Raw genomic sequence first — 21,549 nt, 5'->3', positions numbered from 1 at the left:
ATGAGCTGGTGCCGCGACTCGCTGCTGGGGAAGTGCCGCGCATCCGTGCACGAACAACTGACTGAGCGGCGGATCTGTACGAAGCACTGACCGGGCGGTCAGTTTGCTGCGCAGAATCAGTTTCTCGCGCAGCAACCGCCCGTGCAGCCCGCCGACTCGACTACTTGTGCCGGGGCTTGCGCGCCGGACGGTCATCCCGGCCGCCACGGTCATCGCGACCACGTCGGTCGTCGCGTCCGCGGTCGTCGCGATCGCGTCGGGGACCGCTACCGCGGCCTCCGCGGTCGGGCTTGATCTCGATGAGACGCCCGCTGATGCGCGTGGCCTTCAGCTTCGAGAGTACATCCTTCGGCAGCTCGGCCGGCAGCTCGACGATCGAGAAGTCGGGGCGAATCTGAATGTGACCGAAGTCCTCGCGGCTGAGGCCGCCCTCGTTCGCGAGCGCACCCACGATCTGGCGAGGCTCGACGCGGTGACGCTTGCCGACCTCGAGGCGGTACGGAGCCATGGCCTGGTTCGAGCGCGCACGACGCGGCCCGTCTGACTTGCCCTTGCTGCGGTCTGCACGCTCCTGCTTAAGCGACAGCTCGTCGGCCGGCGTCAGCAGCAGGGGAGTATCGCCCTGAGCGACAACAGCGAGCGCGGCTGCGACGTCGGACTCGGGAACATCGTGGTGCTCGACGTAGTGCGCGATGATGTCGCGGAACGCCGAGATGCGCTCCTGCTGGCTCAGTGCAGCGGTGATCGCGTCGTCGAAGCGGGTCAGACGCGTCTCGTTGACGTCGTCGACCGACGGCAGCTGCATCTGGGTCAGCGGCTGCCGGGTCGCACGTTCGATCGAGTCGAGCAGACGACGCTCGCGCGGCGTGATGAAGCTGATCGCCGCACCGCTGCGACCGGCACGACCCGTGCGACCGATGCGGTGCACGTATGACTCGGTGTCGATCGGAATGTCGAAGTTGATGACGTGGCTGATGCGGTCGACGTCGAGGCCGCGAGCTGCGACGTCTGTCGCCACCAGGATGTCGAGCTTGCCCGACTTCAGCTGGTTGACCGTGCGCTCTCGCTGCGCCTGCGCAACGTCTCCGCTGATTGCTGCAGCCGAGTATCCGCGTGCCCGCAGCTTCTCAGCGAGCGTCTCGGTCTCGTTCTTCGTGCGGACGAAGACGATCATGCCCTCGAAGTTCTCGACCTCGAGGATGCGAGTCAGCGCATCGACCTTCTGCTGGTACGAGACCACCAGGTAGCGCTGCGTGGTGTTCGCAGATGTCGTGGTCTTGCTCTTGACCGTGACCTCTTCGGCATCCTTCAGGTACTGCTTCGAAATGCGGCGAATGGCGGCGGGCATCGTCGCTGAGAACAGCGCGACCTGCTTGTCTTCTGGGGTGTCGGCGAGGATCGTCTCGACATCCTCTGCGAAGCCCATCTTGAGCATCTCGTCGGCCTCGTCGAGCACGAGGTACTTCAGCTCGCTGAGGTCGAGCGTGCCCTTGGCGAGGTGGTCCATGATGCGGCCGGGGGTGCCGACCACGACGTCGACGCCGCGGCGCAGCGCCGAGAGCTGCACGCCGTAGGCCTGGCCGCCGTAGATGGGCAGCAGGCTGACGCCGCGCATGTGGGTCGAGTACGACTCGAACGCCTCGCTCACCTGCAGGGCGAGCTCACGGGTGGGGGAGAGCACGAGCGCCTGCGGCTTCTTGCTGCCGCCCTCGATGCGAGACAGGATGGGCAGCGCGAACGCCGCGGTCTTTCCGGTGCCGGTCTGGGCGAGGCCGACGACGTCGCGACCCTCGAGCAGGTGCGGAATGGTTGCGGCCTGGATCGCCGAAGGGGTCTCGTAGCCGATGCTCTTGATCGCCTTGAGGACGTTCTCATTGAGTCCGAGATCGGCGAAGGTCACCTCGTCAGAGGTCGATGCGTCATCAGTCTTGGGCGCATCAGTGCTTGCGCTGCCGGTGGAGTTCATGCTCTAACGGTACTGCCCAAGGGCTCAGATGCCCGACATCTCTTCGCGTGGGGTCTGACGCGTGCGCAACGGGGCAGCACTAGAGTGCACTCATGGACACAGGGCGAGCAGGCAGAGAAGCCGTGCAGGCGGGGCAGTCGACTGCCGAATCCGTGAAGGAGTCACGGGTCTATCGGATTGCCGTCAAAGTCGGTCTCGTCGCCTACTGCATCGTGCACCTGCTGATCGGGTGGCTGGCGATTCGCCTTGCGCTCGGCGAGAGCGGTGCCGATGCCTCGAACTCCGGAGCGCTGCGTGAGCTTGCCAAGAACCCCGGCGGCGTCGTGCTGCTGTGGATCATCGGCATCGGCCTGCTGACGCTGGTGCTGTGGCAGCTCGTTGCGATCTTCGTCGGATACCGCGAGTTCAAGCCCGCCAAGCGCAATCGCAAGCGCGCCTCGGCTGCCCTTCGCGTGGTGCTCTTCGGCTACCTGGGCGTTGCCGCGATCCGCACAGCCCTCGGGCCCGACCAGGGTGAGGGCGAGGATGCGCAGGAGTCGCTCTCGGCGACCCTGATGAGCGTGCCCGCCGGTCGGATTCTGGTCGGCCTCATCGGCCTTGTGGTGATCGGCTACGCCTGCCGCCAGGTCTACAAGGGCGTCAAAGAGAAGTACAACGACGAGCTCGACACCCGACTCACAGGAGCCGGCCGCTGGTTCGCTCGCGCCGGTCACATCGCCAAGGGCATTGCGGTGGCTGTCGTCGGCGGACTGTTCGTCTGGGCGGCGATCTCGTATGACGCCGAGAAGGCAGGCGGCATGGATGCGGCGCTGCAGACAGTGCGCGACCAGCCGTTCGGCATGGTGCTGCTGATCGTGCTCGGCGTCGGCATCGGCTGCTACGGCCTCTGGTGCTTCTTCTTCGCCCGTCACGCAAAGCACGCCTGACGCACAAAGATCTGCGCGTTCAGCGTCGCGGTCTCGGAGGTGGAGGCGGCGGCACTTGCTTGGCCGCAACGATGTCGGCAATGCGGATGCGCACCTCGCCCCGTCGGGTGGCGACCGTGCATGAGACCGCATCGATCGCTGTCAGGTCGCCCAGGGCATCCGTCGCTCCGTGCTCGCCATCATGCAGCCGATAGCGCACGACGACACGTGTGCCGATCGGCAGCCCACGCAGCTGGGAGGACCTCACCAGGAGCCCTTCGCGTAGTCCTTCAAGAAGATGCCGAAGAGATCTTCTCCCTCTTCGCCGCGCACGATCGGGTCATAGACGCGAGCGGCACCGTCGACAAGGTCGAGCGGCGCGTGGAATCCCTCTTCTGCAAGCCGCACCTTCGTGAAGTGGGGACGCTCATCGGTGATCCAACCGGTGTCGACCGCGGTCATCAAGATCTGGTCGGCCTCGAACATCTCGCGCGCACTCGTGCGGGTGAGCATGTTGAGGGCGGCCTTTGCCATGTTCGTGTGCGGGTGGCCCGGCCCCTTGTAGCCGCGGCTGAAGACGCCCTCCATCGCCGAGACGTTCACGATGTATTTGCGACGCGCGGTCGACGCAGCCATCGCCGGCCGCAGCTTCGAGACGAGCAGGAACGGCGCCGTCATGTTCGCCAGCTGCACCTCGAGCATCTCAAGGGGCTCGACTTGGTCGACATGCTGCGTCCATGAGTTCGTGTGCGCCTCGTCGGGCAGCAGGCCACCGGCGTCGATCGCGGTGCCGCTTGCGAGGCGCTCGAGTGAGCTTGATCCGGCAGCCATGGCCTGCGCGGCGAGCTCGTCAGCACTGTTCGCGGCGCTCGCGAGAATCGGGTGGCTGGCGACCGATGCCGCAAGGGCGAGCGGATGCGCGTCACTCGTGTGTCCGAACGTCACGAGCTCAGGCAGACGCGAGCCGGCCGGCGCGGTCACCGACAGCGGCTCGGTCTCGCCGTCGACCAGCGGTGAGTAGGCACCGGGCGATCTGCGCACCGTCTGCGCCGCATTGTTGATCAGGATGTCGAGCGGGCCTGCGCTCGCGACATCCTCAGCGAGGGCGACGACCTGGGCGGGGTCTCGCAGGTCAATGCCGACGACCTTGAGCCTGTGCAGCCAGTCGGCGGCGTCGGGAAGCGACGCGAACCGTCGCACCGCATCCTTCGGAAACCGCGTGGTGATCGTCGTGTGCGCACCGTCGCGGAGCAGCCTGAGGGCGATGTGCATGCCGATCTTCGCGCGGCCGCCCGTGAGCAGGGCGCGTCTGCCGGTGAGGTCGGTGCGTGCCTCGCGCTTTGCATGGCTCATCTCGGCACACGAGGGGCAGAGCTGGTGGTAGAACGAGTCGACGAGCGTGTACTGCTGCTTGCAGATGTAGCAGGAGCGCGGCTTGAGCAGAGTGCCGGCCGAAGGCGTCTGCACCCGCGACTCGAGCGGGATGCCGCGCGTCTCGTCATCGATGCGGTCAGGGGCGCCGGTGGCCGTGGCCGCGACGACGGCACGATCGGCAGCCTGGATGCGCGCGTGCTTGGCCTTGCGGCTCGCGACCTTGACCTCTTTGTACATCTTCGCCGTGGCGTGCCGGACGGCGACGTAGTCGGGGTCTTCGGTGCTCATGTGCTGCAGCTGCGCGATGACGCGCAGGGTCGTCTCGACGTCTCTCGGGTCGAGTGTCGCGGGCGTCGATTCTGCGGGAGTCTGCTGGTCAGAGGGCACAGAGCATTGTACCGAGCCGCCGGAGTTGTGCGTCGGTGCTCAGCTGCTCCACTTGGCCAGCTCAGCGGCCGACACCTCAGCCAGCTGCTTCTGCCACAGGGGACCGAACGTCACGCGACGCACACCGAGCGCCGTCAGCGCAGCGAGGTCGCCAGCGCCATGGCCGTCGACGGGGTGGGCGGTCGCGTTGACGGGCACGCTCACAGCACTGACGAGGGCAGTCACCTGCTCGGCGCTCTTGAGCCCGACGGGATACACGGCCCGCGCGCCCGCCTGCTCCATCAGCTTCACGCGCTCGACGGCTTCAGCGATGGGGTCGGCGAACGTGTCTGTTCCGAGCTTGACCGCATCCGTTCGTCCGTTGATCACGAACTGCACACCCGCCTCGTCAGCGGTCTGCCGCGCCGCCGCGATGTAGTCGGCGTGCTCCTGGCGCTCGCGCACGCGCTTGCCTTCGGAGTGCACCACATCCTCGATGTTGGCTCCTGCCGCACCGGCATCGAGCAGCCGGCCGACCAGCTCTCGCGGCTCAAGGCCGTAGCCGGACTCGACGTCGACGCTGACCGGCGCCTCAACGCTGCCGATGATGCGCTTCGAGACCGCGATGTAGTCGCTGAACGCCATCTGCTCGCCGTCGGCGCTGCCGATCGCGTCTGCGACCGGGTGGCTGCCGATCGTCAGGAACTCGAAGCCCGCACTCGTTGCGACATTGGCACCCCATGCATCCCAGACTGTGGGGAGGACGAGGGTTGCTCCGGACTCGTGCGCCTCGGCAAGGCGCTGAGCGCGCTGGGTGACATCAGACATGGAATCCTCCGTTGCTGCGGCTCCTGTGCACTCAGCCGAGCGCGTCGGGTGTTCGGCGGCACAGGCTCGGTGCGGTCAGCATAGCAACGGGGCAGCTCGGCAACGGGCGGTTACTGCCTGATGCGAGAGGATGGGGCACGATGCCTCTCCTCGATCTGAAACCAGCGACCTGGAACGCCGACGCCGTATTCGAGGCGTTCGCCTCCTGGGCAGAGCACGATCGAGGCCTCAGCCTCTACCCGGCGCAGGAAGAGGCGCTGATCGAGATCGTGACCGGCGCGAGCGTCATCCTCTCGACGCCGACCGGCACCGGCAAGTCACTCGTCGCCGCCGGAGCACACTTCGCCGCCATCGTGCAGGGACGCCGCAGCTACTACACGGCCCCGATCAAGGCGCTCGTCAGCGAGAAGTTCTTCTCGCTCGTCGAGATCTTCGGCGCCGAGAACGTCGGCATGGTCACCGGCGACTCATCGGTCAACGCCGATGCGCCGATCATCTGCTGCACCGCAGAGATCCTCGCGAACCTCGCGCTGCGAGAGGGCGAAGACGCCGACGTCGGCCAGGTCGTCATGGACGAGTTTCACTTCTACGCAGACCCGCAGCGCGGCTGGGCATGGCAGGTGCCGCTGCTGACGCTGCCGCAGGCGCAGTTCGTGCTCATGTCGGCGACCCTCGGCGACGTGACCGACATCGCCGACGACCTCGAAGAGCGCACAGGGCACGACGTCGCCGTGGTGACCGGCGTCGAGCGGCCGGTGCCGCTGCTCTACGACTACGCGATGTCGCCCATCCACGAGACCATCGAGGAGCTGCTGGGCAGCCAGCGCGCCCCCATCTACATCGTGCACTTCGCCCAGGCCGCAGCCCTCGAGCGGGCACAGGCGCTGGCATCTGTCAAGATCGTCAGCCGCGAGCAGCGCGACGAGATCGCCGAGGCGATCGGCGGCTTCAGGTTCACGACCAAGTTCGGCCAGACGCTCTCGCGGCTCGTGCGCAGCGGCATCGGCGTGCATCACGCGGGCATGCTGCCCAAGTACCGTCGCCTGGTCGAGCAGCTCGCACAGCGAGGCCTGCTGCGGGTCATCTGCGGAACCGACACCCTCGGCGTCGGCATCAATGTGCCCATCCGCACCGTGCTGCTCTCGGGACTCACGAAGTTCGACGGACAGCGGATGCGGCACCTCACTGCGCGAGAATTCCACCAGATCGCAGGCCGTGCGGGGCGTGCTGGGTACGACACTGTTGGCTCGGTCGTGGCCCAGGCTCCCGAGCACGAGAGCGAGAACGCCAAGATGCTCGCGAAGGCCGCCGACGACCCGAAGAAGCGGCGAAAGCTCGTGCGCAAGAAAGCGCCCGAGGGGTTCGTGTCGTGGGGCAAGCCCTCGTTCGAGAAGCTCATCGAAGCCGAGCCCGAGCCGCTCGCCTCGAGCATGCAGATCACGCACTCGATGCTGCTGAGCATCATCGGGCGCGGCGGCGATGCCTTCGGCGCCACGCGCGATCTGATCGAGGCGTCGCACGGGTCAGAGCAGTCGAAGGCCGCGCTCAAGCGCCGCGCGCTCGCGATCTACCGAACGCTGCGCACGGCCGGCGTCGTCGAGCAGCACGGCGACCGGATCAGCCTCACCGTCGACCTGCAGGCCAACTTCGCGCTCAACCAGCCGCTGTCGCCGTTCGCGCTCGCGGCGATCGACATGCTCGAGCCCGAGTCGCCCACGCACGCCCTCGACGTCATCTCGATCATCGAGTCGACGCTCGACGACCCGCGGCCGATCCTGTCGCAGCAGCAGTTCCTCGCTCGCGGCGAAGCGGTTGCCGCGATGAAGGCCGAGGGCATCGAATACGACGAGCGCATGGAGCTGCTCGAAGAGATCACCCACCCCAAGCCCCTCGACGAGCTGCTGAACGCCGCACTCGATGTGTTCGCCGCCTCGCAGCCGTGGGTGCGCGACTTCTCGCTGTCGCCCAAGTCTGTCGTGCGCGACATGTGGGAGCGCGCGATGACGTTCGCCGACTTCGTGCAGCACTACGGCATCGCCAGAAGCGAGGGGCTGGTGCTTCGGTACCTCTCTGACGCGTTTCGGGCGATCAGGCAGACGGTGCCCGACGAGGCGAAGAGCGACGAGCTGCTCGACCTCATCGAATGGCTGGGCGAGACCGTGCGGCAGGTCGACTCGAGCCTGCTCGACGAGTGGGAAGAGCTGATGCACCCGACCGAGGCTGCCGAAGGTCCGGTCGCGCCGCCGCCTCCTCCGAATGTCATCGCGAACCCGCGGGCGTTTCGGGTGCTCGTGCGCAACGCGCTGTTCCGTCGCGTGCAGCTGGCCGCGCTCGACCGCCACGAAGACCTGGGCGAGCTCGATGCGGCATCCGGGTTCGGCGCCGATGCCTGGGGCGATGCGCTCGACGACTACTACGACGAGCACGACTCGATCGGCACCGACACCGGCGCCAGAAGCAGCGCCATGCTCATCATCGACGAGCAGCCGGACGCCTGGCAGGTCCAGCAGATCCTCGCCGACCCAGAGGGCGACAATGACTGGCGCATCTGGGCCACGGTCGACCTCGCGGCATCGGCCGAGGCCGGCGAGGCAGTCGTGCAGGTGACCCGCGTCGGCAGGCTCTGAAAGCTCTCGTCAGCGGTCGATCGGGCCGGCGGCTCGCGTGACGCGCACGACCGTGTCGCTGAGGTGCGGCCCGTCGTCGCCGACCGATCGCCACTCCTCATAGGCCGAGACGACCTGCCATTCAGGCTCGCTGAAGAGGCTCGCGATGTCGTCGCTCGTGCGCTGCACGTCTTCGGGCTGATCTTCGGGGGCGTGGTGCCCGTGGCTGTGCGCGTGGCCGTGCGCCACGATCAGCAGGGTGCCGCCGGGTGCGACCCAGCCTGCGATCCGCTTGTAGAAGTCGAGCTGGGGAATCGACGGATGCGCGTAGTGCGTCATCACGAGGTCCCACTGGCGACCGGGCGAGAGTGTGCTGAGGTCGGCTTCGAGCCACTCGATGCCCTCTGCCTCGTCGGCGGCATTGGCCTTCGCCTTCGCCAGCGCAGCGGACGAGATGTCAGCCGCAGTCACACGCCAGCCCTGCTGGGCCAGGAGGATGGCCTCGGCGCCTGCACCGCATCCGGCGTCGATCGCAGTGCCGCGAGGCAGCCCCGACGTCTCGCGCTCGACGTACGGATTCGCCGCAACGGGCTTGGCCGCAGCGCGCTCGCTGTCGTTCCAGTGCTCCTGCCAGAACCCCTGGTCGAACGAAGGCGTGTCGGGTGTGGCCATGCCGCTGCTCCTCAGATCTCGGAGTCACACCTGTGTCGTATGCTCGCAAGTCGTGTCGTCTCACGTCAGTATGGAGGGGCACGCCAACGACAGCAAGGAGCGCACCCAATGAGCCAGGCGACGGTTCTCGATCTCGCACAGGCCCATGGGCTGAACCTCAGCGCCGACGGACTCGGCATCAACGAAGCCGGGCTCGACTACAGGGTCGTGTTCGCCGCTGACGAAGAGGGCACCGACTGGGTGCTGCGCATTCCGCGTCGCGCTGACGTCACCGAGAAGATCGCTGACGAGGCCCGCATCCTTGACTTCGTGCGCAGCCGCATCTCGGTCGCGGTGCCCGACTGGCGCGTCCAGACCCCCGAGCTGATCGCATACCCGCTGCTGCCGGGCGAGCCCGGCCTCACGCTCTCTGACGAGGGCGAGCCCGAGTGGCACTTCGACATCGAGAGCGTTGACTACGCGGCAAGCCTCGGCAGGCTCATCGGCGAGCTGCACAGCATCGACACGGCGGATGCGGCGGCCGCCGGCATCCCGACGCAGACGGCCGACGACGTGCGAGCCGAGTGGAGCGAGCGGCTCGACACTGTGTCGGCCTCGTTCACGATCGCGAGCGAGCTGTCAGAGCGCTGGAAGGCCTGGCTCGGCAACGATCGGCTGTGGCCGGAGTTCACCGCATTCACACACGGCGAGCTCTACCCGGCGCATCTGCTGCTGGGAGGCGACTCGCGCATCCGCTCTGTGCTCGACTGGACGACCGCCAAGGTCGGCGATCCGGCGATCGACTTCATGTACCACTGGATGATCTCGGGCCCCGAGGCGTTTCAGGCGGCACTCGACGCCTACGAGCAGACCACCGGTCGAGTGCCGGCGATGCTTGCAGAGCGCAGCGCCGAGATCGTCGCGGCGGGCCCGCTCAACTACGCGGCGTTCGCGCTGATCTCTGGCGAGCAGGAGCACGCAGACGCCGCTGCAGCCCAGCTGAACCCGCAGGCGTGAGCAGACCTCGGATGTTTTCAGGAACCACGGGGCCGCGATACTCTTGTGTGGTGTCCAAAGTTCTTTCTTCTCTTCCGGTCGGCGAGCGCGTCGGCATCGCATTCTCAGGTGGTCTTGACACCTCGGTAGCTGTTGCGTGGATGCGCGACAAGGGTGCGATTCCCTGCACGTACACCGCGAACATCGGCCAGCCCGATGAGCCCGACATCGACTCAGTGCCCGGCCGCGCCAAGGAGTACGGCGCCGAGATCGCCCGACTCGTCGACGTGCAGGAGATGCTCGTGCAGGAGGGCATCGCCGCGCTGCAGACGGGCGCCTTCCACATTCGCTCGGGCGGCAAGACCTACTTCAACACGACGCCGATCGGCCGTGCAGTCACCGGCACGATGCTCGTGCGCGCCATGAAGGAAGACGGCGTCGACATCTGGGGCGACGGCTCGACCTACAAGGGCAACGACATCGAGCGGTTCTACCGCTACGGCCTCATGGCCAACCCGAACCTCAAGATCTACAAGCCCTGGCTCGACGCGCAGTTCGTCGAAGAGCTTGGCGGGCGCCAGGAGATGTCGGAGTGGCTCATCGCCCACGGCTTCCCGTACCGCGACTCGGCCGAGAAGGCATACTCGACCGACGCCAACATCTGGGGTGCAACGCACGAGGCGAAAGACCTCGAGTTCCTCAGCAACGGCGTCAACCTCGTCTCGCCCATCATGGGCGTCGCCCCGTGGGACGAATCGGTCGACATCAAGACCGAAGAGGTCACCGTCACGTTCGAAGCCGGCGCCCCCGTGGCGCTGAACGGCGTCGAGTTCACCGACCAGGTCGCTCTGGTCAAGGAGGCCAACGCGATCGGCGGCCGCCACGGGCTCGGCATCTCTGACCAGATCGAGAACCGCATCATCGAGGCGAAGTCGCGCGGCATCTACGAGGCACCGGGCATGGCCCTGCTGCACATCGCCTACGAGCGACTCGTCAACGCGATCCACAACGAAGACACGATCGCGACCTACCACAACGAGGGCCGCAAGCTCGGCCGCCTCATGTACGAAGGCCGCTGGCTCGACCCGCAGTCGCTCATGCAGCGCGAGGCCATCGTGCGCTGGGTCGCATCGGCTGTCACAGGCTCGGTCACGCTGCAGCTGCGCCGCGGCGACGACTACTCGATCGTCAACACCGACGGCCCCAACCTCTCGTACCACCCCGAGAAGCTCTCGATGGAGCGCGTCGGCGACGCCGCATTCGGCCCCGACGAGCGCATCGGCCAGCTGACCATGCGCAACCTCGACATCGCCGACTCGCGTGCACGCCTCGAGCAGTACGCGACGCAGGGCATCGTCAAGGGCGAGATCGTGGCCCTGGTCGGCGAGCTCGAAGAGGGCGGCGCCGAGGCGATTGTCGCCGGCGGCTCTGAGCACGGCGACGTCGACGAGGTCAACAACCTCGCCGCGTTCGACTCCGGAACCGACTAACCAGACAACTAGCCTGGCGCGTGTTCGCGGGCGTCCCGTCGTGGGCGCCCTGCGAACACCGCAGTGCCCAGTTGCACCAGTGCGATGACGAGGATGGCGCCGAGGGATGCCGTCCAGCCGCCTGTCGCCTGCGCGAGCAGACCCGCGAGCACCGGCCCGACAGCTGCCATCACATAGCCGATCGACTGCGCCATGCCTGACAGCTGCGTGGTCTCGGCGCTGGATCTGCCGCGAAGGCTGATGAGGCTGAGCGCGACCGCGAGGCACGCGCCCGTGCCAGAGCCCGCGACGACGCCCCAGAGGAATCCGAGCGAGGGCGCGAAGATCAGGCCCAGCAGTCCGATCACCATGGGGGTGCTCGCCGTGACCGCGGCTGCGACCTGGCTGGTGCCGTGGCGCATGAGGCGCGGGATGCTGAGTGCCGCGATCATGCCCGCGATCTGGTAGACGAACAGGTTGAGTCCGGTCTGGTGCTCTGAGACGCCGCGCTGCATCTCGATCGTCGGCAGCCACGTCACGCAGAAGTAGAACGTGGTCGACTGCAGCCCCATGAAGGCCGTCACCAGCCACGCGGTCGGCTGGCGCCACACGCTGACGGTCGGGTGCGCAGCAGGTTTCGGGGGAGCAGCGGATGCGGCAGCCCGGATGCGAGGAATCCAGACGAGAGCCACCACCAGGGCAGGCGCCGCCCAGAATGCCAGCGCGCCGCGCCAGCCCAGCGCATCCGACATCGGAACAGCGACAGCAGAGCCGAGCGCAGCCGACGCGGTCATGAATGCCGACAGGATGCCCGTCGTGCGCGAGATGTGCTGGCTGTAGTCGCGCTTGACGAGCGTGGGCACGAGCACGTTGCCGATGCCGATTGCGGCGCCGACCACGATGGTTCCGAGCCAGAGGCCAGTGAAGCCCGTGTACGCGCGAATGATCGTGCCGGCCGCGAGCAGCAGCATGGTGGCCAGGATCGCGCCCTCGAAGCCCAGCCTGCGCGAGATGCGGTGCACGAACGGCGACACGGCTGCGAATGCCAGCAGCGGCAGCGACCCGAGCAGCCCCTGGGCGCCCTCGTCGATGCCGACATCTGCGCCGATCTGCGGCAGCAGCGGGCCCACGGCAGTGATGGCCGGCCGCAGGTTGAACGCGACGAGGAAGACGAATGCGGCGAGCACGCCAGCATGTCTCGTTCTCTGCAGCAACTCGCGTCTCCTGATCTCGACAATCAAGCCCTCACCCTAGCCCGAAGCGCGGGCCAGGTGTGAGGGCTTGAAGGTGCTGTGTCAGCCGCGCCGGTACTGGGCGATGATCGGACAGTCGAACGGGTCGCGTGCCGAGAGGCCGACACGGTTGAGGTAGTCGATCACGATGCCATAGGAGCGCACGAGCGATGTCTCTGTGTAGGGGATCTCGTTCTCGAGGCAGTAGTCGCGCACGATGCGACGGGCCTTCGACAGGTTCGGGCGGGCCATGCTCGGGAAGAGGTGGTGTTCGACCTGGTAGTTCAGGCCGCCCATCAGCCAGGTGGCCCAGGCTCCGCCGCGGATGTTGCGCGAGGTACGGACCTGCTTGGTGAAGAAGTCGAGCTTGGCGTCGCGGTCGATGACCGGCATGCCCTTGTGGTTGGGTGCGAACGATGCGCCCATGTAGACGCCGAAGACGGCGAGCTGCACTCCGAGGAAGGCAAATGCCATGCCGACCGGCATGATCCAGAAGATGCCGCCGACGACCACGATGAATCGCACGGTGATGAGCGAGATCTCGAGCCAGCGGCCCTTGACCTTGCCCTTCGTGAAGAGGTGGCGCAGGCCCTGGTAGTGCAGGTTGAGGCCCTCAAGCGTCAGCAGCGGGAAGAACAGCCATCCCTGGCGCTTGGTGATGAGGCGACGAAGGCCACGGGCCTCGACTGCGTCCTCTTCGAGGAACGAGATCGTGTCGACCTCGATGTCGGGGTCTTTGCCCACACGGTTGGGGTTCGAGTGGTGGCGGGTGTGCTTGGAATCCCACCAGGCGTAGCTGATGCCGACGACGCCTGCCGCAAGGATTCGTGCAAGCAGGTCGTTTGCAGGTCCCGTCTTGAGGATCTGGCGGTGCGCTGCCTCATGCGTGAGGAAGGCGACCTGTGTGAAGAGGATGCCGGCAGCCCCGGCGATGAGCAGCTGGAACCAGCTGCCGCCGAGCAGGATCATGCCGGTGACGGAGCCGGCGAACGCGAGCACGAGTGCTGCAGCGACAATGCCGTAGAACCAGTAGGCGCGAGCGAGGAGCCCGGCGCTGCGCACCTCTTGCGATACGAGGGCGAAGGCCCTCGGAGTCTTGGGGAAGTCTTCGGTGCGGGCGTACGTCTGGCGCACGGGCCCGAGACCCGAGAGTGTCGTTGTGGGAGAAGTCACGCGGTCGGCTCCTTCAGGTTCTGGCAGTGGTGAACACTTGCCTGGATGGAGCTAGCGGCAGATGCCGATCGCTGTCTACAACGTAGCGCTCTGCTCATGCAGTGTCGTGAATGCACGACGCGCCGTATGGGGAGTGGAAAGCAAGATGCGGACGCGCGCCGGCGATAGTGCCGGTGTGCGTCCGCATCTGGAGCGTCTCTATTTAGAGAGCGCGGATGTTGACAGCCTGGAGGCCCTTGCGGCCGGGCTCGGTCTCGAACTCAACCTTCTGAGCCTCGTCGAGCGAGCGGTGACCGCTGCCAGCGATGGCGGAGTAGTGCGCGAACACGTCTTCCGAGCCGTCGTCCGGAGCAATGAAGCCGAAGCCCTTTTCGTTGTCAAACCACTTAACGGTTCCTGTTGCCATGGCGTTATGCCTTCTTTCTTTTCTTTGTGACAAAGCGATGTGCTGCAGCTGCCAACCGCATCCTGAGGCGGATGCCGGGCGCGACATAGTCGCGTCGGATGAGGCGGAGATGCAGTGAGATGATTGCCGATCGAATTGTCGGAGACTGCGTGGGATGCAGTCGGTATTGAACAGATGGTCAGCACAACCAGCAGCGGGAATCACACGCGAACTGGGGCTGGGTTTTGGATGATACGGGCGACGCGATCTGCGCAACACGGGGGACCGAAATCCGATCCCTCTCTTGCAGTCTACACACACCAAGGGCCATTCGGTGGAGTTTTTCTTTCGCGACTTCGTCAGTTGGTCTCGGGCTGTGCCACGGGGGCCTCCGCCTCTTCGCTGTCAGCCGGACGTCTGACGAAGAACGAGAGCGTCAGCGGCACGAGTGCGAGACCCGCTGCACAGAGGAAGGCCAAGCGAATTCCGGGGGCGCCAGCTTCTGCAGCGCTGAGCCCGGCGGCTTCGCCGGTGTGGAGGATGCCTGAGTAGAGGCCGATCAGAATTGCGACACCCGTTGCGCCGCCCACCTGCTGCAGTGTGTTGAGCGTTGCTGAGCCATGCGAGTAGAGATGACGCGGCAGCGAGCCCAACGAAGCTGAGAACAGCGGAGTGAAGCACATCGCCATGCCGACCGACATGACCGTCTGCACCGCCATGAGCACAGGCCACGGAGTGTGCTGCGACACGCTCGAGTAGAACAGCAGCGCCGAGGCGACGATCACCGTTCCGGGGACGAGCAGCACGCGAGGGCCGCGCGCGTCGTAGATGCGGCCCATGAACGGGCCGAGGAGGCCCATCATGACCGCGCCGGGGAGCAGGATCACGCCCGACATCATCGCGTCGAGTCCGACGACGTCCTGCAGGTACAGCGGCAGCAGCGTCAGCGTGCCGAACATCATCATCGAGATGACGGCCATGATGATCACGGCGATCGTGAAGTTACGGCTCTTCATGACGCGCAGGTCGAGGAGCGCACGGTCATTGCGCTGCAGCACGATCTGGCACCACACGAACAGCGCGAGCATGACGAGGCCGAAGGCGAGGAGGATGCCGCCGAGGGCGACCGGCGACATGCCGCCGACGGCGACGGCTTCAGCGTCGCCAGCGGTTCCGAGCTGACTGAGCCCGAAGACGATGCTGCCGAATGCGACACCCGACAGCACGATCGACAGCACATCGATCGGCATGTGGCGCGTCTCGCCGAGGTTGGTCATCCAGCGGATGCCGAGGCCGAGCGAGACGAGCGCGATCGGCAGGATGATGGCGAACAGCCAGCGCCAGCTGAGCGTCTCGAGGATGAAGCCCGAGAGCGTCGGGCCGATTGCCGGCGCCAGCGAGATCACAAGACCGACACGACCCATCATGCGGCCGCGCGAGCGAGGCGGCACCACGTTCATCATCGTCGTCATGAGCAGCGGCATCATGATGCCTGTTCCGAGTGCCTGGACCACGCGACCTGTCAGCAGCACGGTGAATCCGGGTGCGACGAGACAGATCAGCGTGCCGAGGCTGAACAGCGACATCGCGGCGATGAACACCTGGCGGGTCGTGAAGCGCTGCAGGAGGAATCCGGTCACCGGAATGATGACTGCCATCGACAGCATGAAAGCGCTCGTCATCCACTGGCCGAGCTCGGGTGGAATGCCGAGGTCGACGTTGAGGTGGGGGATCGCGATGCCCATCGTCGTCTCATTGAGGATCGCGACGAACGCGGCGACCAGCAACAGCCAGATGACACGCATCGCCTTGGGGTCGACGCCCGTGCCGTTGACGGGAATGGATGCAGTGTTCGGCTGGGTCATGAGACTCCTGTGACGATCCCCTCGAAAGGGATGAATGACCTCTTCAGCAAGGCGGAGAACTGTCGTGGAGGCGGGAATGCCTCGAGCGCAGACAGCCTCGTAACATTACACGAGGGGATCGTCAGGAGTCAATGGGTCATCAAGAGCGGATGTGCTCGCCTTCTGCGACCTCTTCGATCAGTTTGGCGTTGAACGCCGGCAGGTCGTCAGGGGTGCGGCTCGAGAAGATCCCCTCGTCGATTGCGACCTCTTCGTCGACCCACTTCGCCCCCGCGTTCACAAGGTCGGTCTTGAGTGACGGATAGCTCGTGATCGTACGCTCGCGCACTGCGTCAGCTTCGATCAGGATCCAGGCACCGTGGCAGATGACGCCCACGGGTGTGCCGTCATTGACGAACGTCTTGACGAGGTCGACCGCTGGCTGGTCCATGCGAATGTGATCGGCGTTGATGACGCCTCCTGGCAGCACGAGGCCGTCGTAGTCAGCGGCGCTCGCCTGGTCAGTCGTCAGATCCACGGCCTGGCGGTGGCCCTTCTTGCCCTCGACTTCGCCTGCCGTCGGCGCAATCAGCACGGCAGTGCCGCCCGCGTCTTCGACCGCCTTCCAAGGGGCGGTCAGTTCGGAGTCCTCGTATCCGTTCGTCAGCACGAACGCTACCTTCTTGCCAGTGATGTCAGTCATTGCAATCTCCTTCTTCTGTCGGAGCGTCAGCGGATGCCCGCTGCGGCGCGTTTCCGACGCTACCGATTCGCAGGTGGTCCTGCCAGGGGCTTGACTCGACTTCGCTCACGGCGAATCAGGGGAGGTCGACGAGCGGCTCGGCTGCGCTGTTGACCCACAGCGTCAGCTCCGCATCGAATGCGGCGTCGAGCAGATCGAAGAGCCGCTGCGCCTGGGCAGCCGTCGACGGGCTCTCTGCAGAGACCCAGACGGTGACCACGGCAGCGGCCTCGTCTGCATCCAGGTGCGCCTCGAGCGTCGAGAGATCGGTGATGCCGGTCGCCGCGTCGCCGACTGCGATGTCGACGAAGTCGCTGACCGGGCCCGAGCCTGTCATCGGAACGATGAGGGTGTGCTCAGGCCCAGCGGTTGATGTGAGGTGCGCATAGGCATTGTCGACGCCATGCTCGGTGACCAGCTGGTCGGCGAGGCTGTACGTCTCGGCGACCGGCGCATCCGATGTGATGTCGAATGCGACGCCGTGCTCGTTGATCTCGATCTGCGCGAGCTTCGCCTCGGCCAGCCGCTCGTCGAAGGCGATCGCCAGCACTGCGGCCACGGCGTCTTCGCCCTCGGTGCCGTCACCGACGATGGCAGTGGCGCCCGATGGCAGCCGCAGCTGCATCATGACCTCGTGGTCTTCTATGGGCTGCCAGATGTCGGCCGCGACGGCCTCGGGGGTCGCACCGTCGAGCACGTCTGCCTGGATGCTCTTGCCCTGGCTGACGCCGCCGACAGACTCAGTGACCTCGAGCAGCGTCGGGTCGAGCTGCTCGACGGCCGCGTCGACGTCGCCGCTCAGGCTGCTGTCGAAGAAGCACGCCGACGTCGCCAGCGGCAGGAGCGCAATGAAGGCAGCCGCGGTGAGGCGCCGGCGACGGGTGGGGGTCATGCGCTGACCGTAACGCGCTTGCCTGAGAGAACGCGCTTCGGTCAGGCGCTGAGGATCTTCAGCAGCTTCTTGCGGTCGGAGTCGGAGCCGCGCTCTACGACATCGAGCGGAGTCTTGCCGCCGAGCTCTGGCATCGGCTGCATCAGCTGCAGCGTGACCGACCAGCCGTCTTGCGAGGGAAGCATGGCGCGCAGCAGCGGCAGGAGACGCGGATTGACGGTCTTGCCGTCGAACTGGAATGCCGGGAAGAGTCGCTGGTCGTCGGCAGTGGTCACATGCAGCAGCTCGTGGGCCTCGATGAGCTCGCCGAGCCGGTCGCGATTGCTGCCCGAGCGTGCCATGACCTGGTGCGTCGACCAGAACTCGCCGATAGCGCTGCTGAGCGGGGCGTGATCGTGCTGATCAGGCGTCTTTCGACGTGACACTGGCGGTGACTCCTTCGGCATCAGAACAGGCTATTGGCGACTGCTGTGGCTAGCCTATGCCCGACCGCGCCACCACGTGTGCTGCGGGGCGACGGGAACCGTGCGCTTGTGACGCGACTGCAGGAAGCGGCGCTCGATCGCCTCGGCTGCATCCGCCGAGACTTCGCGCCCCTCGAGGTAGTCGTCGATGTCGTCGTAGCTGAGGCCGAGCTCTGCCTCGTCGGTGCGGCCGGGCTGCTCGTCGAGCAGGTCGGCGGTGGGCGCCTTGTCGATCAGGCGGTCTTCTGCGCCGAGGTGCTCGAGCAGCTGGCGGTTCTGGCGCTTGTTGAGCCCGAAGAGGGGCAGCACGTCGGCGCCGCCGTCGCCGAACTTCGTGAAGAACCCGGTGACCGACTCGGCTCCGTGGTCGGTGCCGATCACGAGCAGGCTGCGCTCGCCGGCCAGCGCATACTGCGCGACCATGCGCACGCGGGCCTTCACGTTGCCCTTGTTGAAGTCAGAGATCGGCATGCCTGCGGTCTGCGCGAACTCGGTCTCGATGCCGTCGACCGCGGGCTGCACATTGAAGGTCCACTCGGTCTTGGCGCGGATGAATCGCAGCGCCGCCTGCGCGTCGTCTTCGTCGTGCTGCACGCTGTAGGGCAGGCGCACCGCCACGAAGTCTGCTTCGGTGCCCTCGGCTGCGAGCTGCTCGACGGCGAGCTGGGCCAGGCGACCGGCGAGCGTCGAGTCGACGCCGCCGGAGATGCCCAGCACGAAGCCCTTGGTGCCGCTGGCCCGCAGGTAGTCGCAGAGGAACGCGACACGGCTGCGGACCTCGGCGGCAGGGTCGATCTCGGGCTTCACGCCCATCTCGGCAATGATCCGGCTCTGTATCTCGCGCATGCTCGGATTCTACCTGCCGCCTCGCGGTCTGCCTCAGCGCAGCTGCTGGCCTGCTCCCTCACCGAGCGAGCGAAGCTTCGCCCACGCGATCTCGGGGTGCACCCTGCCGCCGAGCCCGCAGTCGGTCGATCCGACGACGTTCTCTGCGCCCACGGCATCCGTGTACTTGGCAAGTCGGTCTGCAACCAGCTCTGGGTGCTCGACGACGTTGGTCGCGTGGCTCACGATACCGGGCAGGATGCGCTTGCCGGCGGGCAGCTCGAGGTCGCGCCAGACCTTCCACTCGTGCTCGTGGCGCACGTTCGCGCCCTCGAACGAGTAGTCGCGTGCGTTGATCTCGAGCATGAGGTCGGCGATGTGCTTGAACTCGATGTCGGTGACGTGGGGGCCGTGCCACGAGCCCCAACAGAGGTGGAAGCGCACCTGCTCGGCGGGGATGCCCTCGAGTGCGTAGTTGAGGGCTTCGACGCGAAGCCTGGTGAAGTCGCGGTAGTCCTCGATGCTCGGCTCGGGGTTGATCTGATCCCAGTTCTCGGCGATCGACGGGTCGTCGATCTGCAGCACGAGGCCTGCGTCGACGATTGCGCGGTACTCCTCGCGCAGCACGTCGGCCCACGCGAAGATGTGCTCGCGTTCGGTGGCGTAGTGCGAGTTCGTGATTCGTGCGCCCGAGCCCGGCGAGATCGAGCTGACGAAGCCCTGCTCGATGCCGGCGCGGTCGAGCGAGGCGCGGAGGTTCTGCACGTCGCTGGCAACCGCTTCCTGGCCGCGGTAGCGCAGGGGGCCGGTTGTCGACGGGAACACCGGTGCCTGCTTGCCGATCGTCACACCGGAGTCGGGGTCGGAGTACGCACCGGGGAAGAGCTGGCGGTCGCGGCGGTCGGCGAAGCTCGTGAGCTGCACATTGCCGGGGGAGGATGCGACGGGCGGGCTGTTGAAGAAGTCCTCGTCGATGAGGCTGAGGCCCTCGACGCGCTCGAAGATGTACGACCACCACGATCCGTAGTTGAGGGTCGTCGACATCGCCTTGCCGTACTCGCCGTCATTGGGAATCGTGATGCCCGCGTCGCGCTGCGCGAGGACGACGCTGTCGACAGCGAGGGCGAGCTTCTGCTCGAACTCTCCGGTGCGCTCGAGGGTGAACCCGTCATCGGCGATCTGACGGGCGGCGTTCGCCTCGATCAGCTCGGCGGTGCGGGGAAGGGAGCCTGCGTGGGTGGTCTCGATCTTGGTCATGATGCAACGGTAAGCAGGTTCGGCATCATCAAGAAGCGTCGACGAAACACTTCGCAACAGTGCGGTCGCAGCGTGCGGAGTCGTGCGGAATCCCTGTGCAAAGCTCACCTGAGGCGCCGGTTTCTGTTTATGATCAGTCTGTGAAGCTCACTGCACTGCGCGCTGTCGCGCCTCTTGCCCTGTTCGCCGCGGTTCTGAGCGGATGCGCGTCATCCGACCCAGCAGCATCCTCCGATCTCGACGAAGTCGCCGATGTCGCACAGGATGCCCAGGAGTCAGCCGACACCGGCGACGCTGTCGAAGATTCGTCGTCGAGCGGGATCTTTGCCGCGTACGAGTCGATCACGAGCTGCGACGCTGTCGCCGCAGTCGTCGCGCCCTACATCGAGGGCCTTGAGCTCAACGAGGAAGACAGCGGCGTCGGCCAGTACGGCACCGCGTGCTTCTGGGTTCCGCCCGAGGACAACACGGACTGGGATCTCGTGCGCGAGATCGACGTGGTGATCGAGGATGCCGAGGGCAGCGCAGAGCCCGACCTCTCGCTGTTTCTCGAGATGGAGGGCACCGTCGTGCACGACGACCCGTGGGTCGAGGCGAACGGCGGCGTCGCATACTCGCTGACGCTCGGAACGTCTGTCGGAGGCGCCTCGGTGCACACCATCTGGCTGCCCGAGGTCGAGGTGTCGATCGGAGGAGGCCAGTGGGGCGACTACCCGGCCCTCGACGGGCCAGCGGCGATCCAGATCGCCAAGGAGCTGCTGGGCGGCTAGTCAGGCTGCCTGGTCGCGCGGGCTGATCGGAATGTACGCGCCGAACTTCGGTGCTCGGCCGTCGCCGCTCGAGCGACCCGTCAGCCGGCGACCGATCCAGGGGCCGACGAACTGTCGCCAGTAGCGCGCATCCATTCGCCCCTCTGCGGTCGTGAGCGAAGCGAGCTCTGGCCAGTGGTCGCCGTCGCCGACTTCGAGCGCACGCACGACGTTGCCGGCCACGATCGCGTGGCCGCGGGCGTTGAGGTGCAGTCGGTCTTCTGACCAGTAGACGCCGTCGATCAGGCGCGCGTCGCCCCAGTTGTCGATGTAGGCCACGTCGAGGGCATTCGCCCACCGCCGCACCTCATTGGCGAGCGCATCGCCGCGCCGCTGCATAACGCGACCGAGCGGCATGACCCCGCTGGGGTTTGCGCCCGAGACGACCACGGGTGTGATGCCTGCAGCAAGAACGCGCCTTGCGGCGATGAGCAGCTGCGAGGAGACCCACTCGGCGCTCACTCGCGGGCGCATGATGTCATTGCCGCCGCCGTTGATCGTGATCAGGTCGGGCTGCATGCTGATCGCGACTTCGAGCTGCTCGCGCATGATCGCGCCGATCTTGCGGCCGCGGATCGCCAGGTTGGCATACTCGACGTCGTGACCCTGCGCCGTGGCCAGCTGAGCCGCCAGCAGGTCGGTCCAGCCGCGCGGGTGACCGTGCTCGATCTCGTCGCCGTAGCCTTCAGAGAAGCTGTCGCCGATGGCGATGTACTTGCGAATCTCCACTACTAGAACCTACCGGAATCCGGTCCGGAACATGCC

General features: G+C 66.4%; 20 protein-coding genes. 5 read left to right on the top strand and 15 right to left on the bottom strand.

Going from position 1 to position 21,549, the window contains the following annotated elements:
* Positions 1–160: 160 nt before the first annotated feature.
* Entirely contained in the window at positions 161–1,966 is a 1,806-nt protein-coding gene (locus tag CZ674_RS09750) for a DEAD/DEAH box helicase (protein ID WP_086992317.1), read from the bottom strand.
* A 92-nt stretch (positions 1,967–2,058) separates the two neighbouring features.
* Here CZ674_RS09750 and CZ674_RS09745 point away from each other — a divergent pair, with 92 nt between their 5' ends.
* Positions 2,059–2,892 (top strand): DUF1206 domain-containing protein, encoded by an 834-nt coding sequence (locus tag CZ674_RS09745; protein ID WP_086992316.1) that lies wholly within the window; start codon positions 2,059–2,061, stop codon positions 2,890–2,892.
* A gap of 19 nt (positions 2,893–2,911) precedes the next feature.
* On the opposite strand, the gene CZ674_RS09740 is transcribed toward CZ674_RS09745, so the two are convergent.
* From CZ674_RS09740 to CZ674_RS09730, 3 genes are read right to left on the bottom strand one after another with little or no spacing between them, the layout of a single operon-like run.
* On the bottom strand, positions 2,912–3,139 hold the full coding sequence (locus CZ674_RS09740; RefSeq protein ID WP_086992315.1) for a putative acetyltransferase: 228 nt from the start codon (positions 3,137–3,139) through the stop codon (positions 2,912–2,914).
* On the bottom strand, positions 3,136–4,632 hold the full coding sequence (locus tag CZ674_RS09735) for an SDR family NAD(P)-dependent oxidoreductase (protein WP_086992314.1): 1,497 nt from the start codon (positions 4,630–4,632) through the stop codon (positions 3,136–3,138). Before CZ674_RS09735 ends, CZ674_RS09740 begins: the two co-directional genes overlap by 4 nt.
* 39 nt (positions 4,633–4,671) lie before the next feature.
* On the bottom strand, positions 4,672–5,439 hold the full coding sequence (locus tag CZ674_RS09730) for an isocitrate lyase/PEP mutase family protein (protein ID WP_086992313.1): 768 nt from the start codon (positions 5,437–5,439) through the stop codon (positions 4,672–4,674).
* Positions 5,440–5,579: 140 nt separating this feature from the next.
* Between CZ674_RS09730 and CZ674_RS09725 the strand changes: the two genes are divergently transcribed.
* Positions 5,580–8,066, top strand: coding sequence for a DEAD/DEAH box helicase (locus CZ674_RS09725; RefSeq protein ID WP_086992312.1), 2,487 nt, complete (start codon positions 5,580–5,582; stop codon positions 8,064–8,066).
* Between the two features lie 9 nt (positions 8,067–8,075).
* Here the strand turns inward: CZ674_RS09725 and CZ674_RS09720 are convergent, their stop codons facing one another.
* Entirely contained in the window at positions 8,076–8,717 is a 642-nt protein-coding gene (locus CZ674_RS09720) for a class I SAM-dependent methyltransferase (RefSeq protein ID WP_086992311.1), read from the bottom strand.
* Between the two features lie 108 nt (positions 8,718–8,825).
* Between CZ674_RS09720 and CZ674_RS09715 the strand changes: the two genes are divergently transcribed.
* On the top strand, positions 8,826–9,713 hold the full coding sequence (locus CZ674_RS09715) for a macrolide 2'-phosphotransferase (RefSeq protein ID WP_086992310.1): 888 nt from the start codon (positions 8,826–8,828) through the stop codon (positions 9,711–9,713).
* A gap of 50 nt (positions 9,714–9,763) precedes the next feature.
* Positions 9,764–11,182, top strand: a complete 1,419-nt coding sequence (gene argG / locus CZ674_RS09710) for an argininosuccinate synthase (RefSeq protein ID WP_086992345.1) — start codon at positions 9,764–9,766, stop codon at positions 11,180–11,182.
* An 8-nt stretch (positions 11,183–11,190) separates the two neighbouring features.
* Here the strand turns inward: argG and CZ674_RS09705 are convergent, their stop codons facing one another.
* From CZ674_RS09705 to CZ674_RS09665, 9 genes are all read right to left on the bottom strand, one after another.
* Positions 11,191–12,375, bottom strand: a complete 1,185-nt coding sequence (locus CZ674_RS09705) for a CynX/NimT family MFS transporter (RefSeq protein ID WP_200810081.1) — start codon at positions 12,373–12,375, stop codon at positions 11,191–11,193.
* Between the two features lie 81 nt (positions 12,376–12,456).
* The gene (locus CZ674_RS09700) at positions 12,457–13,566 is read right to left on the bottom strand and encodes a fatty acid desaturase family protein (protein WP_234988534.1); all 1,110 of its coding nucleotides are present in this window, start codon (positions 13,564–13,566) and stop codon (positions 12,457–12,459) included.
* Between the two features lie 202 nt (positions 13,567–13,768).
* A complete protein-coding gene (locus CZ674_RS09695) occupies positions 13,769–13,972 on the bottom strand; it encodes a cold-shock protein (RefSeq protein ID WP_086992309.1) in 204 nt (67 codons plus the stop codon).
* Between the two features lie 338 nt (positions 13,973–14,310).
* Positions 14,311–15,816 carry an MDR family MFS transporter gene (locus CZ674_RS09690; RefSeq protein ID WP_086992308.1) on the bottom strand — a complete coding sequence of 502 codons (1,506 nt, stop codon included), beginning with the start codon at positions 15,814–15,816 and terminating at the stop codon, positions 14,311–14,313.
* Between the two features lie 139 nt (positions 15,817–15,955).
* Entirely contained in the window at positions 15,956–16,498 is a 543-nt protein-coding gene (locus CZ674_RS09685) for a type 1 glutamine amidotransferase domain-containing protein (RefSeq protein ID WP_086992307.1), read from the bottom strand.
* A gap of 115 nt (positions 16,499–16,613) precedes the next feature.
* The gene (locus CZ674_RS09680; RefSeq protein WP_086992306.1) at positions 16,614–17,429 is read right to left on the bottom strand and encodes a hypothetical protein; all 816 of its coding nucleotides are present in this window, start codon (positions 17,427–17,429) and stop codon (positions 16,614–16,616) included.
* A gap of 41 nt (positions 17,430–17,470) precedes the next feature.
* On the bottom strand, positions 17,471–17,854 hold the full coding sequence (locus tag CZ674_RS09675; protein ID WP_086992305.1) for a hypothetical protein: 384 nt from the start codon (positions 17,852–17,854) through the stop codon (positions 17,471–17,473).
* 54 nt (positions 17,855–17,908) lie between these two features.
* Entirely contained in the window at positions 17,909–18,739 is an 831-nt protein-coding gene (gene nadE, locus CZ674_RS09670) for an ammonia-dependent NAD(+) synthetase (RefSeq protein WP_086992304.1), read from the bottom strand.
* Positions 18,740–18,772: 33 nt separating this feature from the next.
* A complete protein-coding gene (locus CZ674_RS09665) occupies positions 18,773–19,975 on the bottom strand; it encodes a cobalamin-independent methionine synthase II family protein (protein WP_086992303.1) in 1,203 nt (400 codons plus the stop codon).
* A gap of 140 nt (positions 19,976–20,115) precedes the next feature.
* Between CZ674_RS09665 and CZ674_RS09660 the strand changes: the two genes are divergently transcribed.
* Complete coding sequence (locus CZ674_RS09660) at positions 20,116–20,745, top strand: hypothetical protein (RefSeq protein WP_086992302.1); 630 nt, start codon at positions 20,116–20,118, stop codon at positions 20,743–20,745.
* Here the strand turns inward: CZ674_RS09660 and CZ674_RS09655 are convergent, their stop codons facing one another.
* A complete protein-coding gene (locus tag CZ674_RS09655) occupies positions 20,746–21,513 on the bottom strand; it encodes an SGNH/GDSL hydrolase family protein (protein ID WP_086992301.1) in 768 nt (255 codons plus the stop codon).
* Positions 21,514–21,549 lie beyond the last annotated feature (36 nt).

This window comes from Agrococcus casei LMG 22410, assembly GCF_900163565.1.
GTDB classification, from domain to species: domain Bacteria; phylum Actinomycetota; class Actinomycetes; order Actinomycetales; family Microbacteriaceae; genus Agrococcus; species Agrococcus casei.
This window is presented reverse-complemented; position numbering and strand designations above follow the sequence as displayed.